We start from the raw sequence: 16307 nt of genomic DNA on the forward strand, positions 1-16307 counted from the left end.
ATGGGAGTAGCCTTACAGACAGTCACTAATGAATTAACTCATGTGTTTTTACTGAGCGTTGGGGCGTTTTTACTGGCGATGTTTTTGACGCCAGTTTATACGTTTTTTGCTTATAGGTATCGATTCTGGAAGAAGCAGAGATCAGAGAGCACTGACGGCAAAAAATTAAAGGTTTTTGCTAAGTTTCAAGCGGCAAAACTACGGCGAAATATTCCAACAATGGCGGGTGTGATTGGTGTGATTTCTATTTTTATTGTGACGTTTTTATTTAACTTGGACCGAGCTCAGACATGGCTACCATTGGCGGCGCTGGTCGGTGGTGGGGCGGTTGGGCTGATTGACGACGTTATTAATCTACGTGGGCTAGGCGGCGGGGCGGCGGGTTTACGTAGTCCGGTAAAGTTTGCGCTAATCACCCTTATCGGCGTGGTTCTTGGCTGGTTCTTCTTCGCTAAATTAGGCGTGATGAGTTTTCATGTGCCGTTTATGGGTGATGTAAATATTGGCTGGTTGATTATTCCGCTGTTTGCATTTGCGGTAGTGGCGACCGGTAATGCGGTGAATATTTCTGACGGCATGGATGGACTGGCTGGCGGTCTGCTGGGTACTAGCTTTGGTGCTTTTGGGGTGATTGCTTTGTTGCAGCAACAGGTACTGTTGGCAGGGTTCTGTTTTACGGTAGTTGGCGTACTTCTTAGCTATTTGTGGTTTAATATTTATCCAGCGCGGTTTTTCATGGGCGATGTTGGTAGTTTCGCCTATGGAGTGAGTTTGGGGGTAGTGGCTATGCTGACGGATTCGCTACTATTATTGCCTGTAATTGGATTGTTATTTGTAGTAGAGGCAGGCTCGAGTCTGATGCAAATTGCTAGTAAAAAGATTTTTAAGCGAAAAATTTTCTTATCTGCACCAATTCATCATCACCTGGAAGCAATTGGCTGGCCGGAAACTAAAGTAACGATGCGGTTTTGGGTGATTGGCTGCGTGATGGCATTTGTGGGGGTCATGCTGGCACTAGCAGGGGGGCACATTGCGTAATTCAGTCGCTGGGAAACACCAGACTTCCACGCAATCGGTTCGCAGTCACCGACCGATGTACCAGATTGTGCTGTATATGGGTCTTTTATTGCTGCTCGGACTAATCGTTATGTATGCACTGGGGCCACAACGCGCCAATGTGATGAATTACGCTTATGGCACGAATTATAGTGATACTTATTTTTTTGGTAAGCAGTTAACTAGTGTTGCTATAGCTGTTGTGGCGTTTTCGGTATTTTATTTTGTACCGTATAAGTGGTTTACGGGCGAGCGTTCAAAATATGTTCTTTGGGCGGGATTCCTATCGTGCGTCTTGTTGTTTTTGCTGGGCTCGCTACTGCATTTGTCATTGGCCAAAGAAACTAACGGCGCGTATAGATGGTTTTATTTGGGTGGACTAGGTAGTTTTCAGCCGTCAGAATTGTTAAAGTATGGCGTTTTATTATTCTTGGCGGGCTTTTTGGGGCGGCGTGCTTCTCAGGGGAAAATAAATGATGTTCATGAAACACTCGTTCCGGTTGGGGTTATTTCTGCACTTTCGCTGCTGATGATTGTAGTTTTACAGAAAGACTTAGGTACTGGCGTGTCTTTGATAGCCATAGTGTTATCAATGATAATAGTGTCTGGTGTGGATTGGAAAATAATTGGTAAGATTTTAGGAGTGGTGGCATTTTGTGGGTTAGTATTGATATTTACCTCACCGCACCGAATTGAGCGGGTTATGACATTTATTCAGGGTGATAGTCATAAAACCGCAAGTGGTCAAGAGGACAAAAATTATCACATCCAGCAGGCTAGAATTGCAATTGGTTCGGGAGGTATTCTGGGGCTTGGTATTGGCAAAAGTGTTCAGGCGACCGGATATCTTCCAGAAGCGATTAATGACTCAATCTTCGCTGTTATGGGAGAGACATTTGGCTTTGTTGGTCTGATGGCTATATTGGCGTTATTTACTGCGCTGCTATTATCGATTTTACACGTAGCGGCGCGACTGCCAGACACAACGCTGCGGTTGATTGTGGCTGGGATCTTTGGCTGGATTGCTTCACATGTAGTTTTAAATATTGCTGCAATGACAGGACTAATGCCGCTGACAGGAATTCCTTTGCCATTATTAAGTTATGGTGGTACAAGCATGCTGTTTATCGCTGCGGCACTCGGTTTAGTTTTTCAAATTTCCAAATATACGTCACATAAAGTATTAGAGGAGGGTGAAGGTGGTCAAGATCTTAGCGGTCGGCGGCGGCTCAGGCGGACACGTTACGCCGGTGGTAGCCGTATTTAGGGAATTACAAAAGACTGGTGATCACGAGCTTCGTTTTTGGTGCGATAAAAAGTTTGGCACCAGCGCACGTGGGATTTTTGCTAAATTTGACGAAACTATTCCAGTTGAGCTGATTACTGCTGGGAAACTGCGGCGATATCATGGTAAGAGTCTGTCGTTCCATTTACACCCATCAATATTACTACCAAATCTTCGTGACGGCTTTAAGGTAGTTGTCGGATTTTTCCAAAGCTTATTTAAGCTAATAGCCTGGCGGCCGGATGTTATTTTCATAAAAGGTGGTTACGTTTGCTTGCCTGTAGGTTATGCTGCGAGATTATTGCGAATCCCGTTAGTCCTTCATGACTCTGATGCTCATCCGGGGTTAACTAATCGCCTGCTTAGTCCATTTGCAAAAGCTATTGGTACTGGTGCACCCCTCGAATATTATAATTATCCTCCTGAAAAAGCGTCGTATGTTGGTATACCAGTGGCGCCAGAATTTCGTCCTTATTCTGAGGCCGAGCGGCAAAAATTGAAGGCGAAATTAGGCTTTGATTCCAATAAGCCACTGGTTGTCGTCACCGGTGGTGGGCTAGGTGCTAGGCGTATTAATTCTGCAATTTTAGCAATCAGGGAAGATCTCTTAGCTGAGGCTTCGGTGTTTTTAATATCTGGAAACCTGCAGTACGAAGAAATACTTAAGCAGGCTGGTGAGCGCAGTGGATGGCGACTTCAAGCCTTTGTCCATAATGGTATGGCTGAAGTTTTGGCGGCAGCAGATATAGTTGTAACTAGGGCGGGGGCGACCACTCTTCTGGAGCTGGCCGCGCTTCATAAACCTACTGTGATTATCCCTAACGGCCGTCTGACAGGTGGTCATCAGCTAAAGAATGCCAAGGTGTATCAGGACGCATTGGCTGCTTTGATAGTTTCAGAGGACGAACTAGATAAGGATGATCAAATTTTGGCACGTAAGATTATTGGTGTATTGAAATCGCAGAAGATTCTTAAGGGTTTAGGCGATAATTTTGGCAAGTTTGCCAAGCCTGATGCGGCCAAAGATATGGTGAAGATTATTCTGACTACTATACGAAGACAGGGTAGGCGAAGGTGAAATTATCTTTTTCTCGAAAGAAATCTGATAAAAATTTAAGCCGTAGAGAGGTTGCTGCTCGTCGGCAGTTTGAAAATTACGACAATCTACCAACGCAGTCATATCGCCGAAACAGAACTCTTAATAGTCGCCAGACAATTTCACCGTTAGAGGCCTCTGAACGGCTTGAGGCGCATAATCTAGTAAAAAAACGTCGTCATATGATGCAGAAGTTATTTATAACTGCAGTGTGTCTGGCTGCCGTGGTATTTTTATTGTTTCAGCTGACAATTAGTATCTCCATTCAGACTCCCGACGCTAAAAGTTCTAGCAATTCTGGTAAATACGCCAGTGTTCTTAACGAATATTACAATGCCCATCCAGCTGAGCGGTTTAGGTTTTTTCTGAACAATAATGATTTGAGGCAGTTTTTCTTACAGAAAGCTCCTGAAGTAAAAACTATTCGTGTGGAGGGTGATTTCTTGGCGCGTTCAGCCGCTAAGTTAACTTTTCGTCAGCCAGTAGCTCAGTGGTCTTCTGGAAATAAAGTTTATTTTGTTGATGATGGTGGTGTTACGTTTGAGCAGAATTATTTTAACCCGCCTACAGTTGCGGTTCGCGACGAAAGTGGACTACCTACTCGGGGTGGCCAAGAGGTTATAAATCGGCAATTTTTAAGTTTTTTAGGGCAAGCTGTGTCTGAATTCTCGCAACATAAGCTGAAGGTGTCGGAAGCTATTTTACCAGCCAATACCGTACGCCAAGTCTGGTTTAAGGTTGAGGGCAGGGAGTCTCAGATAAGAATGACTGTTGATAGATCTGCCCGCTCTCAGGTAAGGCAGGCAATAGTAACGCTGGGATATTTAGATAAGAATGGTCAATCGTCAGGCTATATAGATGTTAGGGTAGACCAGCGGTCTTTCTATAAATAGAGCAGTTAACTTCTCTTTTGGATAGAGTAAGTTCTCTTTTTGTTCTATTTTGGCTATATAAAAATTATATATAATAATATCAAAATATGCAAAAGTCAAATAATTAAGTCATGACAAACTAGGGGAGCGGGGAAATAAAAATAACAAAATGTCAAATAAGCAAAATCATATGTGGAAAACTTATAAGCAAACCGTATGTGATATTTATTGGATGATACAGTGATGTAAAAATATCAATGTGGCATTTGCGGCGGGTGCTTTTAGGTAAATGAATATTTTAAGTTCGTGTTTGTTGGTGAGTTTTATTTAGCTTGTTGTGTAGCATGGTCTATGCTGAATGGATAGTGAAGTCCCCTGACTATTTTGGGCAAATAATTGTAATATTTATAGAGTGTGGCTACATCAATGGACACATGTGTATACCCAAGTTAGTCGTGTATTTATTATTACGTAAAATGTGCATTGTGCGACATTAGGACTATATCTAAAACATGATTACTCTATCGTCTTTTTTGGTGCAAATTTATTCTATTTTATAAATCTGCAACTACTCTTCTTGTCTTGTGTCCTGTCTACTGATGGACCCTGCTTGGGCTATCTGATGTGTTCTTTTATGGCGGATTTATGGATCGTTTGCGTGATTGATTATTATAGCCGTATGTAGGTTTTATATTGCGATATTTGTTATGGCGCGTGTTTAGGATTTACTTTGACGCTTCCTTGAAAATCGTAAATAATTAGTTCGTATTTTGTTCTGTTATTTATCAGCTTATTTTTGAAAAGCTTGTGCAATTCTCTGCTTGATTAGATCACTGTTCCATTCGTTAGTTCTGAAGCGCAATAGGGGGATGCCTGCGTCACTGATGATTGAATTAACGAAATTATCACGTTCTTTACGCCTTGGCTGGTTGTGCGTGCTGTCGTCAAGCTCTACTGCTATAAGAGGAGACATATCATTGGTGCAGATTAAGAAGTCTATTGATTTTCTATCTATCTTGTTAAGCGCCCCATTCCAACTCTGCCCTTTTATTCTGTGCTCCAAGAACATACTTAAGTGGGCTTGGGGTATAATTACACATCCACTTACGGCTTCTTGCAGGGTTTTGTAGAATGACAGTTCATTTTCTGTAATTACACAGGATTTTTTAGTATATCTGTATTCCCTCTTTGTGTATTTTTTAATTGAACCTCTATCATTTATTTTTCCCAACCCTATAATAAAAATTACGATAACTACAGCTATTATAAACATAAGTGTTTCCATGAACTCATTGTAGCATATTACTGTGGTTAAATAGTGCTATAATTACTAATATGAACACATCTGGGATACAATCTATCGCCGTTAAGGTGAGCGGATCTAACTCTGCCCTGCTTGATGATGCAGATGGGTTGCAAAAACTAATGCGCGACATTGCCGAGGCGGCTAGCTTACACCCATTAGAGTCGGTAACTCATCAGTTCTCGCCGCAGGGGGTTAGCTCTGCTCTGCTTTTGTCTGAGTCGCATATTGCAGTTCACACATGGCCGGAAAGTGGTACTGCCTATACATCAATGACTACTTGTAAACCCTTGAATGATGTCACTATTCAACAAATACAAGAATTAGTCGGTCAGGAACTAGCGGCTGAAGACATAACTATGAAAAAGGTGGATTTATAATATGAAACGTACTAAGGCACGCCTGAAGATTAACCAGATTTTGACTGGAAAGAAGACAAATCTACGAGTGGTTGGCTGCTTGCTGTTTCGTGAGTGGAGTGAGAAAGATAAACGCTTTTACTACTGGGAAGAATGGGAAATCACTGGCCTAGCTGATTATGATACTTGGGTTGAGTATGACCACAGTGACGAGGTTGTATCTTTATATGAGCCAATTCGGTTTACTAGGTCAATTGATCCGCAGCAGCTAAAAAAAGGTCAATCTTTTACTCTTTCCGAGCAGGACGGAACGGATCATGTTGTAGTTGTTGATGAAGTTGGCGTGGGCGAAATTGTGAATATTAAAGGTAAAAACACCTATCAAGTTTTCCCAAAAGAAATGATGGCTTACGCTACACTGCGGGACAGTAAAGCGCCGAAGGGGCGCCAGCTAATTACTATTGAGAAGTATAATAATCGTGAGTATGATGCTTATCGTAAAGTGAAGCTAGACTCTAAAGAGCAAAAGCGAATATTCGGCAGGACAATTACGCCGATTAATTGGTGGATGATTATATTTATAGTGTTTATTGCCACTGCTGTTATATTTACATTTTTGGATAATAGCTCCAGCGATGGGCATGGTGGCGGAGCGCGTGGTGTTTATGGCGGCAGTAGTGGCGGATTTGGAAAGTAGGATATTCTAGTGCCGCGATTTGAAATGCATAAACGTGAGCAAGTGTCTTTATTTGCGGCGGCGATATTAGTGGCGATTGGCGGCATTATATATGAATTAATTTTGGGTGCGGCTGCATCTTACTTGGTCGGAGATTCAATCTTAAGCTTTAGCTTGGCGACTGGCGTAACTTTATTTGGAATGGGTATTGGTTCGCTGCTGGTTAATTATATTAAAATACATCCAGCGACCAGTTTTGCGACTAATGAGATTGTCTTAGGACTAATTGGTGGTAATTCGGTACTTTTGATGTATACGGGATTTGTTTTTACGCGACTGCACTGGGTTATTTTTGCAATTATCAGCCTAGCGATAGGCATTTGTATCGGTCTGGAAATTCCACTTCTAGTGAAGATGTTTCAGAAATTTGGTCGCAAATCATCAGTTAGGTTATTTAGTAAGATTCTGGCGCTTGATTATTTTGGTGCGTTAGTAGCCTCCTTATTATTTCCCCTGATTATGTTGCCTCATCTTGGTTTGATGCGTAGTGCTTATCTGGTAGCGGCGTTGAATATCGCTGTGGCCGTATTGATTTTAAGGCAGATGAAAGCTTCTAGGGTTGTGATGATAGTTAGTATTGTAGCAACAATAGTTTTGTCTGGACTGTTTATTTATGCGACAGAGATTGAAAACGCAATTGATAAGCGGACCTATAAAGATCCGGTAATGTTTCAGCAGCAAACGCCATATCAGAAGATTGTACTAACCAGATATAAGAAAGACACCAGGCTATTTTTAAACCACAATCTGCAATTTTCTAGTCTGGATGAGGCGCGCTACCATGAGACCCTGTCTGCTTCTGCCCTGTCCTCGGTCGCTAGTCCAAAGCGAGTGCTGATTATGGGCGGCGGTGATGGCCTGTTGACGCGTGACGTGTTGAAATACCCGAGCGTCGAGCATGTTACTCTGGTTGATATTGACGAGTCAATGACTAATTTAGCAAAGACTAATCACCTACTAACTGACATTAATCAGCGGTCACTTCATGATTCTCGCGTTAATATTGTTAATCAAGATGCTTTTCAATTTGCTTTTTCGACGCAGGATAAATATGATGTTGTGTTGATTGATTTGGTTGACCCTTCGAATGAGCGACTAGCTAAGCTCTATTCCGAGCAGCTGTACCGTCAGGTCGGCAATATTTTAACAGAGCATGGCGTAATGGCAACGCAAGCAACTTCTTCGTTCTTTTCTCCGCAGGCTTTTTATATGGTGGCAAATACCATAAAATCCGCTCATCCTGGGCGGCACATAGCGGCGTTCTCGGTGAATGTGCCGTCATTTGGCGAGTGGGGTTTTGTGCTGTCAGCGCCAAATGCTGATGTTGTGATGAGTCAGCCTTTACCAAAAGGATTGCGTTATCAAAATCAGAAGCTACTTACTTTTTTAACTAAAAATAATGCGGTTTCAGTTCCGTCGGGTCCCGTCTCTACGCTGATTTCTCCGCGGATAACTGATGTTTATAATGCTGATATGCGCCAGTGGCGTTATTATAACTAGAGTTCAATAATTTATTGAGTGGTGCTCTTTTTCCGTCGTCGGCGTCGTCTTTTTGGCGTGGTGGTCGCGGTTGATTCGGGCGTGGTTGCAACTTCTGATGAGGACTTAGGCTTATCTAATCCATTATTGCCACGAATTTGCAGGACAACCTCCCCGCTATCTATAGAGGGTTGTGTTTTATTTGGTTGACTATTGGTCTGCGGATTCGGCTTTGGGACGGCCTGCTTTTTCTGATTTCTGTTGGGCATGATAGTGTCGCTAATTTCTCTCTCGACATCCTCCCTGCTCTTCGAATACATACGCCTTGAATGTTCGATGATATGTGGCGTATTGTCCGCTTGGGACGGTGGAAGCTCCAGGCTGCGCGCTGAAAATGCAGGAGTTTTTTCGCCGCCGATTACCATATTGATAACAAAATTACGATTATGCATCTGTAGTAGGTCAATTGATTCAAAGTTTGGCTCAAACTGTTTAGCTAGGATCGGTGCGTCATCGGCAGAAACTCGGAAAGAAATCATGGTACCAACGTTACCAAAAACGGCGTCACGAACAGTTTCACTCATTTGGGAAATATACTGATTGGCGACAGTCAGATTAAGACCGTATTTGCGAGCTTCGGATAAGATGGTGGCAAATGAATCAGTGGCGAAATTCTGGAACTCATCGACATAGAGATAGAACGGACGACGATCGCGAACGTCAGGAATGTCTGATCGTGACATGGCAGCGAGCTGAATTTTTGTGACTAAGAAGGATCCCAGAATGGCGGCGTTGTCTTCACCAATTAAGCCCTTCGATAAATTGACGATGAGGATTTTGCCTTCGTCCATGATTTGACGAATATTGAACGTAGATTTAGGCTGGCCAATGATGTTGCGGATGATTGGGTTGGCGGTAAAGGCGCCGACTTTATTTAGCACCGGTGCGATTGCTTCAGCGACAAATTTATCGTTCCAGCTGGCAAACTCAACATTCCAGAATTGTAGGACCACGGTATCGCGACAATAGCCCAGCGTCTCTTTGCGGAATTCTTTATCTGTTAGCATGCGAGTAATATCAAGCATAGTGGCTTCTGGTCGGTCAAGTAGCGCCAGAATAGTGTAGCGTAAAATGTATTCCAGCCGCGGACCCCACGAATCGCCGAACATGCGCTTCAGGACGCCAATCACTTCTGATGAAATATTGGTTTTTTGGTTGGGATTAGTGACTTCTAGCGGATTAAACCCTAAGGGGTAAGCGGTGTCGGCTGGGTTAAAATAGATGACGTCATTCAGTCTTGAGCCCGGTATGAACTTCATGTTATTGATAGCGAAATCGCCGTGTGGGTCAATGATGGCGTAACCTTGATTATGGAAGATATCGCTGAGGGCGAATAATTCCAGCAGGCCGCTTTTTCCGGCGCCAGTTTGCCCGATAATGTAAACGTGGCGTGAGCGGTCGTAGCGTAGCATGCCGAATTGATGACTAATGCCGCGGAAGTTAGTGACTCCAAAGGCGGAGATTTGGTCGTCGTTGGCGTCATTGCCAGTTAAGACTGGTAGTTTGGACGGTGGTTCGGCGGTTTTGGCACTAGCCCAGACAATATTCGGTGTCTCAACATTGGTGTGTGGTAGGTGAAAGACAGAAGCTAGTTCTTCAATGTTTAAGATAAAGCCGTCGCCATAAAATGCTCGCTTACGATATTTCTCCAGGAATTCTTTACCGAATGCACCCTTGAAGGCGCGAAAGCCGTTAAGGTTGGTTGAGTTGAATTGCTTAAATGTACCGACCAGGGCTTGCATGCGAAGCTTTGCGTTGGTGTTACTTTCGCCCATGTAAACCAGTCGTATCTTTACCTCATAGCCAAGCTTTGTAGCCTTTTTTTCCGCTTCAGAAATGCGAGTTTTATCGCGGTCTGACAACTCAACAGCTGTAGACTGACCGACTCCCTGCTCCGGTGGTTGCCAGAGCGCACCAAGTATCCCGACTATCCACTGCATGCTACCGCCGAGTCCTGGAAGCGACAAGCCGCGTCCGCTTTTTATATTATTTATATATCTGTCTGCAGCGTGTTGCCAATCATCAGGAATCGGTCGAGCTAGCACCTGAATCCATAGCTCTTCTCCGGTAGTTTCTAATTTGGCGAGGGTGCCGGTAACACCAGCTAGCGGGTCAACTTCAAAATTCTGAAAGGTGCGAATTGGTAAAAATTCATCCGTAGTTAAAGTTAGTTCGGTTGAATACGCAACCTCGTGATCACGCTCGTGCTCGGTATAATCTTCGTTGGCTTGATGAATTTGGACGGTTGGATATTGCGAGTAAATTTGACCCTCGACGAAACTTTGCAGAGTTTTTGGCACCCAAACATAAAAGCGAATTTGACCATTAACCGAAGCAATCTCAAAACTAATATGCTCCTGCTGTCCACCGGATAAGCGCAGTTCTTTATTGTCGCGTAAGATGCCGTGGAGTGAGGCAAACAGCTGCTCGGCGGCCAACTCCTGTTTATCATTGGTCCGTGGGATTTCCAGAACTAATAGTACGCTCTCAACAGGAGTAAATTCTTCGATTCTTCGATAATTTCGCCACGTCAGAAATACCAGAACTGCTACAATTGGCATCCAAACATACCATTGTAATAACGTACCAATAATCCAAGAAATAATCTGCATGATATGTAAATTATCTCACCTCTGAAGGAAGTTTGCAACTTAGCTTAAACAGCTTCGTCAAAAACGTAAGTAGCTTTCGCGACACGCTTGAACTGCGGTTTTGACTGAAGGTTGAGCAGAATAGTGGTTTCTTTAACCTGCCGCTTATCAAGGACTTGACGAACAATTTCATCACGGTGCAATGGAGACTCAGAGTTTTTCAAGATATCGGTAATAATATCAGAGACGGTACCGCGACTATATCCCCAGCTGGCCAGTGCATAAATACCACGCCCAATCAGCACAAATCGACTATCTTTAATAAGTTCATTGTGAATCGCCTGAGTAGTAACGCTTCGTCGGTTAAACTCGCTGTCTCGAATACCTTTGGCAATGTCAGAAAAGTGCATCGGTGAGCCGTTGGTGTCAAGAACGACATAGATTTTATCGCGGATGTTCTTTGGGTTAACTGATGGCCATTTAGCTAGTCCCCATTGATTGTGTAGATTAGCTAATTTTTTACTAACAGTAGCCAATGCTGCAATATTTGATGGATGTTCGTAGTCTAATTTTTTATGTAGATCTTCCGCAGTGATTGGCTCGCCATGTTTTTTAATCGTCTTAACAACTTCTTCAACTCTTACTTTAACTTGCTTTTCGTTACCCAGAGTGTCAATGGCTGCCGCTTGATAGTAGTCGTCATTTTCTGTGATGATAGTGATATTTTCCGCCAACTCTCCGATAAACGCTACACGAGAGCGGTCAATTGATGAGGCCTCCTTGCCCAGGAAATGTGATGCTAAATCTTGTATACGGGCTACTCGACCCATTTCTGATAGGCTTGAGGTTATTTCCTTTTCTATAGCAGTAACTGACGGTAGGGTTCCTTCGCTAACAGCAACTCTAAGTCGTGTTAGGATAGACTTTTCCAGCTGACGAACTCGCTCGCGGGTGATGCCGAACATATCACCAATCATTTCTAGCGTTTCCTTCCTGTCAGACAAGCCGAATCGTCGAGAGATGATTTCCCTTTCGCGCTCTTGCGGTATTTTGGAAATAATAGTATCAATGGCAGAATTTAAGTTGTCGATTCTTTCGGTTTTTACTGTCTCGTTCATGCTATTAGGAAAATCCTCTCTGCCTCACCACAGGTTACATTGATTAAAATATGTTTTTAATTATACAATTGCATTTGATAAATGTCAATAGGTAAATGCTATAATTGTTCATATAAATTATAGCATGTATTTTACTATTTTTGCAATAGATGATGTGAGAGTTTTTATTATCCAAAATTGTTGGATAGTATAGAAAATATCGCTATTTTTTCTTAGCTGTTCGCTTACGGGTTGGTTTTGCGGCTGTTTTACTTAACAATTCCAGTGCCTTTTCATGGGTGATGGTTTTTGGATCGGTGCCCTTAGGAATTTTGGCATTTTTACTGCCGTCGGTGATATATGGACCAAAGCGACCGTTGAGGATTTTGACGCCGTCACCAAAGTCAGCGATGTTTTTCTCGGCTTCGGCCTGGAGTTTGGCGGCGTAGAGCTCGCGAGCTTTTTCTAGGGTGATGGTGTGCGGATCTTCGGGCTTGATGGAGACGAAGAGTTTGCCAACTTGGATGTACGGGCCAAAGCGGCCGATGTTGGCCTTGATGTCTTGCCCGTCTTCGGTTTGGCCGACGATGCGTGGTAGCTTAAACATTTCCAGCGCTTGCTCCAAAGTGACGGTTTCAATTTTCGCACCTTTTGGTAGCGGCGCAAAGCGTGGTTTGTCCTCGTCGTCAGTGGCGCCCAGTTGCAACATTGGGCCAAAGCGGCCAAAGCGCGCCAGGATTGGTTTGCCGGATTTTGGATCGATGCCGACTTCGCGATTGGCGCCGACTTTACTGCGGTCGATACCGCCTGATTGTTCGATCAGTTTATGAAATGGCGTGTAAAATCCGTTGAGCATGGCACTTTTAGCCAGCTCTGCGGCGGCAATTTTATCAAATTCAGTCTCGACGTTGGCGGTAAAATCATAATCAACGATTTGCGTGAAATGGTCGGTTAAAAAGTCGGCGATTAGTTCCCCGCTTGGTGTTGGAATAAGCTTGCCGCGGGTGGAACCCGTTTTTTCCTGGACAACGTCGCGACTGACTTCTTCGCCGTTGTAACTGAGGACGATGACGTCGCGCGGCTGGCCTTCGCTGTCGCCCTTTTCGACATAGCCGCGGGTCTGTACAGTGTCGATGATAGTGGCGTAGGTGCTTGGACGGCCAATGCCGAGGTCTTCGAGCTTCTTGACCAGGGAGCCTTCGGTGTAGCGGGCCGGTGGCCGAGCGAAGGTTTGGCGGGCGGTGATGTCGTGGGTTTCGAGGGTGTCACCGGTGTGGAGCTTTGGTAAGAGTTCGTCTTTGCCGCCGCCATAGACACGCAAGAATCCGTCAAAGGTGATGACTTCACCTTTGGCTTCAAAATGTAACTTGTCATTTCCTTGTATATCTATGGAAATTGTCGTCTTCTCTAATTTCGCTGCCGACATTTGGGATGCCAGGGTGCGGCGGCGGATGAGGTCGTAGAGTTTTTGGTCGTACTCGTTGGAAGTGACGGTTTCGCTGGTGATGTCGGTTGGACGGATGGCCTCGTGGGCTTCCTGGGCGGAGGCGGATTTGGTTTTGAATTTGCGCACGGTGGAGTAATCCGGGCCGTACAACCGCTTGATAAAGTCGGTGGCACTGGCGATGGCCTGCCCGCTCAAATTGACCGAGTCAGTACGCATGTAGGTGATTTTACCGTCTTGGTAGAGCCGCTGGGCTGAAGCCATGGTGGCTTTGGAGCTGAAGCCGAGCTTGGCGTTGGCTTCCTGCTGTAAGGTCGAGGTCGTAAACGGTGCGGCTGGGTTGCGGGTGCCAGGAGTTTTCGAGATGTCGCTGACGGTGAATGTGGCTGGCTTGAGACTAGTTAAGAATTCATGGGCGGCCGCTTCAGAATCAAATTTCTGGTTGAGCTCAGCCTTGAACTCTTGATTGTCGTGGATGAATATGGCGGTCACCTTGAACTGTGAACTGCCCTCGAACCTCATAATTTCTCGTTCGCGTTCGACCAGTAGCCGTACTGCCGGGCTCTGGACGCGGCCAGCTGACTTGCCGCCTGGCACTTTTTGCCAGACTACCGGGCTGAGCTCAAAGCCGACCAGCCGGTCGAGGATTTGCCGTGCTTGCTGCGCCTGCACCAGATTCATGTCAACGGTGCGCGGGTTCTTGATAGCATTGGTGATGGCATCCTTAGTGATCTCGTGAAAGACGATGCGCTTGGTTGTCTCAATCGGCAAATCCAATACTTTACAGAGATGCCAAGCAATTGCCTCCCCTTCACGGTCTTCATCGGTGGCCAGCCAAACATTGTCTTTACCGACGGCCTTGACGTTTTTCTTGAGCTCGGTGATGACTTTCTTCTTCTCGGGATCAACTTCGTAGACGGCAAAAAAATCATTCGCCACATCAATTGGCGGTGTGCCGTCCTTGGTTTTTTTGACAATCGAGCGGATATGTCCCACGCTTGACAGGACATGAAAATCCTTGCCCAAATATTTCTCAATGGTTTTAGCTTTGGCTGGCGACTCGACGATAACGAGATTTTTCATAACTTTATATTATAACAAATCGATATGTAGCTACAACTGCAGCTTAAATTATTTAGCCACATTTGTTAAATTTGTTAAGTGCTCCCATTAGTCTTAGGCTACGTTCGGCGCCCGTCGGCGGCATTCTTTCTGGTACAGTATTCTTGCCGAGTGCTTGCTTTGTGTATGTATATAAGGAATGGGCAGCAGGCGGTAGTGATGCTATAAACGCTGTGGCTCCTAGCCCACGTAGAAACTTAGCAAGTTTAGGATTGTTAGCATATTCGGCAACATGGGCACCGGCATAAGCTATTAAGGTAAACGTTTCGCCAGCCATGGCTAATTTGCCTGATTTGGTTGGTCGAGTTTTACCTTTCTCCTCACTGCGTAGATTAGTAATTCCCGTGGCTGTAGAATTTAAGAAGTTTAGTAGCGCAATAGTGCCAATGACTAATTCTGGAGCTACCTTTTGCTTTTTCATTTCGTAGAGGATTTTTGCAGTAACTATTTTATCGGTTATAGCATCAAGGGCTGCCCCAACGTCACTCGTTTGTCCTGTGAAGCGAGATACTGGACCGTCAATTGTGTCAAGTAATCTTCCTAGGGCGGCTTTTGACAAACCGCAAGGATTGTTAAGTTCTTCCGCTCCGCGCCATGCTAGTATCCCACCTGTTAGTGTTATGGCGTTAGGTATGGTAAATACATCTTTAGCTATAGTATTAGCGCGATTACCTGACTCTCGGCTTGTCTTCATAATCTGTATCTTAACATTAATTTGTCAAATTGACAATATTATCGTAATGTCCAGTTGTTTGCTCCGAGCGGCTTAATCGCGCCGTTGATTTCTAGCATAGTTAGCGCTGTGGCGAAGTCTGATGCCGATAAGCCGGAATTTTGCTGGAGCTCATCTCCGTCTCGAATTCCGCTAGAGATTAGTTTGATAATAATTGCTTCTTCTGGAGTTGAGCTTAGTGGAGCCTCGGGGCTGCTGGATTTTTGTAATTTTTCTGGGGCAATTATATTCAAAATATCATTTGCGTCTGTCACTAGATAAGCGCCCTGCTTCAGCAAGTTATTGCATCCCGCTGAGAGCGGACTGGTTATGTTGCCAGGGACAACGAATAAGTCTCTGCCCTGGTTTAAGGCGTGAGAAGCAGTATTTAAGGTGCCACTTCTCTCTGTGGCTTCAGTGATGATAATGCCATCTGCCAGCCCACTGACTAATCGATTGCGTTCTAGAAAACTCCAGCGATTTACTATTTTATTATCACCTTTCATCCACTCAGAAATTACTGCCCCGCCTTGCCTAATTATGTCCATAGCTAGTTTATAATTGGTGCGCGGTGAGATGTCAGGTAGTTCATTGGGGACGACTGCTACCACTGTGCCACCAGCCTCTAAAGCCGCTTTTTGAGCAATTCCATCTACTCCGAGGGCTAGTCCACTGACGATTATACAACCGGCACTTGCTAGCTCTGCGGCTAATCTCTCGGTTACTTCTTTCCCATAGGCTGAAGGCTTGCGCGAACCAACAATTGATACGATAGGTGCGTTAGCTTCTGGCAATTTTCCCATATAACATAAGCTTTTTGGAGGATTGGCAATATGTGCTAATCTCTGGGTGAAAATATGCTTATCTGGTAGAATTCTCTTGATTTCCATACAAAATGTTGTGAAAAGTATTGACACTTTGTCAAATGTTTGCTATAATCAAGGACGATTGGTTAAGTAATCATTAACCAAACGCACCTTATACCCCCTATTCTAACTATATGTTAGGTTGCGCGCAATGGCATTAAGTATTCTTACCCTCCACTTTTTGCGGTTCAACGTTACGCGCATACTAACCCCTTTAACTGCCCTTTTT

General features: G+C 44.4%; 13 protein-coding genes. 7 read left to right on the top strand and 6 right to left on the bottom strand.

Annotation, left to right across the window (positions count from 1 at the left end):
• The 4 genes from TM7x_RS01180 to TM7x_RS01195 are packed head-to-tail and all read left to right on the top strand — an operon-like array spanning position 1 to position 4330.
• Entirely contained in the window at positions 1 to 1038 is a 1038-nt protein-coding gene (locus TM7x_RS01180; protein ID WP_052198794.1) for a phospho-N-acetylmuramoyl-pentapeptide-transferase, read from the top strand.
• A complete protein-coding gene (locus TM7x_RS01185; protein ID WP_138074066.1) occupies positions 1031 to 2323 on the top strand; it encodes an FtsW/RodA/SpoVE family cell cycle protein in 1293 nt (430 codons plus the stop codon). The genes TM7x_RS01180 and TM7x_RS01185 overlap by 8 nt, the downstream gene beginning before the upstream one ends.
• Positions 2250 to 3419: a UDP-N-acetylglucosamine--N-acetylmuramyl-(pentapeptide) pyrophosphoryl-undecaprenol N-acetylglucosamine transferase gene (locus TM7x_RS01190; RefSeq protein ID WP_039327123.1), complete on the top strand. Its 1170-nt coding sequence runs from the start codon at positions 2250 to 2252 to the stop codon at positions 3417 to 3419. The genes TM7x_RS01185 and TM7x_RS01190 overlap by 74 nt, the downstream gene beginning before the upstream one ends.
• Entirely contained in the window at positions 3416 to 4330 is a 915-nt protein-coding gene (locus tag TM7x_RS01195; protein ID WP_039327126.1) for a cell division protein FtsQ/DivIB, read from the top strand. Before TM7x_RS01190 ends, TM7x_RS01195 begins: the two co-directional genes overlap by 4 nt.
• Positions 4331 to 5099: 769 nt before the next feature.
• Here the strand turns inward: TM7x_RS01195 and TM7x_RS01200 are convergent.
• The gene (locus TM7x_RS01200) at positions 5100 to 5594 is read right to left on the bottom strand and encodes a DUF2726 domain-containing protein (RefSeq protein ID WP_052198795.1); all 495 of its coding nucleotides are present in this window, start codon (positions 5592 to 5594) and stop codon (positions 5100 to 5102) included.
• A 50-nt stretch (positions 5595 to 5644) separates the two neighbouring features.
• Between TM7x_RS01200 and speD the strand changes: the two genes are divergently transcribed.
• From speD to TM7x_RS01215, 3 genes are read left to right on the top strand one after another with little or no spacing between them, the layout of a single operon-like run.
• The gene (gene speD, locus TM7x_RS01205; RefSeq protein WP_052198796.1) at positions 5645 to 5992 is read left to right on the top strand and encodes an adenosylmethionine decarboxylase; all 348 of its coding nucleotides are present in this window, start codon (positions 5645 to 5647) and stop codon (positions 5990 to 5992) included.
• 1 nt (position 5993) lies between these two features.
• Complete coding sequence (locus TM7x_RS01210; RefSeq protein WP_039327129.1) at positions 5994 to 6668, top strand: hypothetical protein; 675 nt, start codon at positions 5994 to 5996, stop codon at positions 6666 to 6668.
• A gap of 9 nt (positions 6669 to 6677) precedes the next feature.
• The gene (locus TM7x_RS01215; RefSeq protein ID WP_230478855.1) at positions 6678 to 8207 is read left to right on the top strand and encodes a polyamine aminopropyltransferase; all 1530 of its coding nucleotides are present in this window, start codon (positions 6678 to 6680) and stop codon (positions 8205 to 8207) included.
• Positions 8208 to 8218: 11 nt separating this feature from the next.
• Here the strand turns inward: TM7x_RS01215 and TM7x_RS03770 are convergent, their stop codons facing one another.
• From TM7x_RS03770 to dprA, 5 genes are all read right to left on the bottom strand, one after another.
• Positions 8219 to 10858 carry a type IV secretory system conjugative DNA transfer family protein gene (locus TM7x_RS03770; protein ID WP_052198797.1) on the bottom strand — a complete coding sequence of 880 codons (2640 nt, stop codon included), beginning with the start codon at positions 10856 to 10858 and terminating at the stop codon, positions 8219 to 8221.
• Between the two features lie 44 nt (positions 10859 to 10902).
• Complete coding sequence (locus tag TM7x_RS01225; protein WP_039327133.1) at positions 10903 to 11955, bottom strand: sigma factor-like helix-turn-helix DNA-binding protein; 1053 nt, start codon at positions 11953 to 11955, stop codon at positions 10903 to 10905.
• 202 nt (positions 11956 to 12157) lie between these two features.
• A complete protein-coding gene (gene topA, locus TM7x_RS01230) occupies positions 12158 to 14461 on the bottom strand; it encodes a type I DNA topoisomerase (RefSeq protein ID WP_039327136.1) in 2304 nt (767 codons plus the stop codon).
• A gap of 52 nt (positions 14462 to 14513) precedes the next feature.
• Positions 14514 to 15194, bottom strand: coding sequence for a CDP-alcohol phosphatidyltransferase family protein (locus tag TM7x_RS01235; RefSeq protein ID WP_039327138.1), 681 nt, complete (start codon positions 15192 to 15194; stop codon positions 14514 to 14516).
• Between the two features lie 38 nt (positions 15195 to 15232).
• A complete protein-coding gene (dprA, locus tag TM7x_RS01240; protein ID WP_052198798.1) occupies positions 15233 to 16102 on the bottom strand; it encodes a DNA-processing protein DprA in 870 nt (289 codons plus the stop codon).
• Between the last annotated feature and the right edge of the window lie 205 nt (positions 16103 to 16307).

It is taken from the genome of Candidatus Nanosynbacter lyticus (genome assembly GCF_000803625.1).
GTDB lineage: Bacteria > Patescibacteriota > Saccharimonadia > Saccharimonadales > Saccharimonadaceae > Nanosynbacter > Nanosynbacter lyticus.

What these genes read in the sequence shown, in the direction of transcription:
- TM7x_RS01180 (WP_052198794.1), top strand. Translation starts at nt 1, where the DNA reads ATGGGAGTAGCCTTACAGACAGTCACTAATGAATTAACTCATGTGTTT.
- TM7x_RS01200 (WP_052198795.1), bottom strand. Translation starts at nt 5,594, where the DNA reads ATGGAAACACTTATGTTTATAATAGCTGTAGTTATCGTAATTTTTATT.
- speD (WP_052198796.1), top strand. Translation starts at nt 5,645, where the DNA reads ATGAACACATCTGGGATACAATCTATCGCCGTTAAGGTGAGCGGATCT.
- TM7x_RS01210 (WP_039327129.1), top strand. Translation starts at nt 5,994, where the DNA reads ATGAAACGTACTAAGGCACGCCTGAAGATTAACCAGATTTTGACTGGA.
- TM7x_RS03770 (WP_052198797.1), bottom strand. Translation starts at nt 10,858, where the DNA reads ATGCAGATTATTTCTTGGATTATTGGTACGTTATTACAATGGTATGTT.
- TM7x_RS01225 (WP_039327133.1), bottom strand. Translation starts at nt 11,955, where the DNA reads ATGAACGAGACAGTAAAAACCGAAAGAATCGACAACTTAAATTCTGCC.
- topA (WP_039327136.1), bottom strand. Translation starts at nt 14,461, where the DNA reads ATGAAAAATCTCGTTATCGTCGAGTCGCCAGCCAAAGCTAAAACCATT.
- TM7x_RS01235 (WP_039327138.1), bottom strand. Translation starts at nt 15,194, where the DNA reads ATGAAGACAAGCCGAGAGTCAGGTAATCGCGCTAATACTATAGCTAAA.
- dprA (WP_052198798.1), bottom strand. Translation starts at nt 16,102, where the DNA reads ATGGAAATCAAGAGAATTCTACCAGATAAGCATATTTTCACCCAGAGA.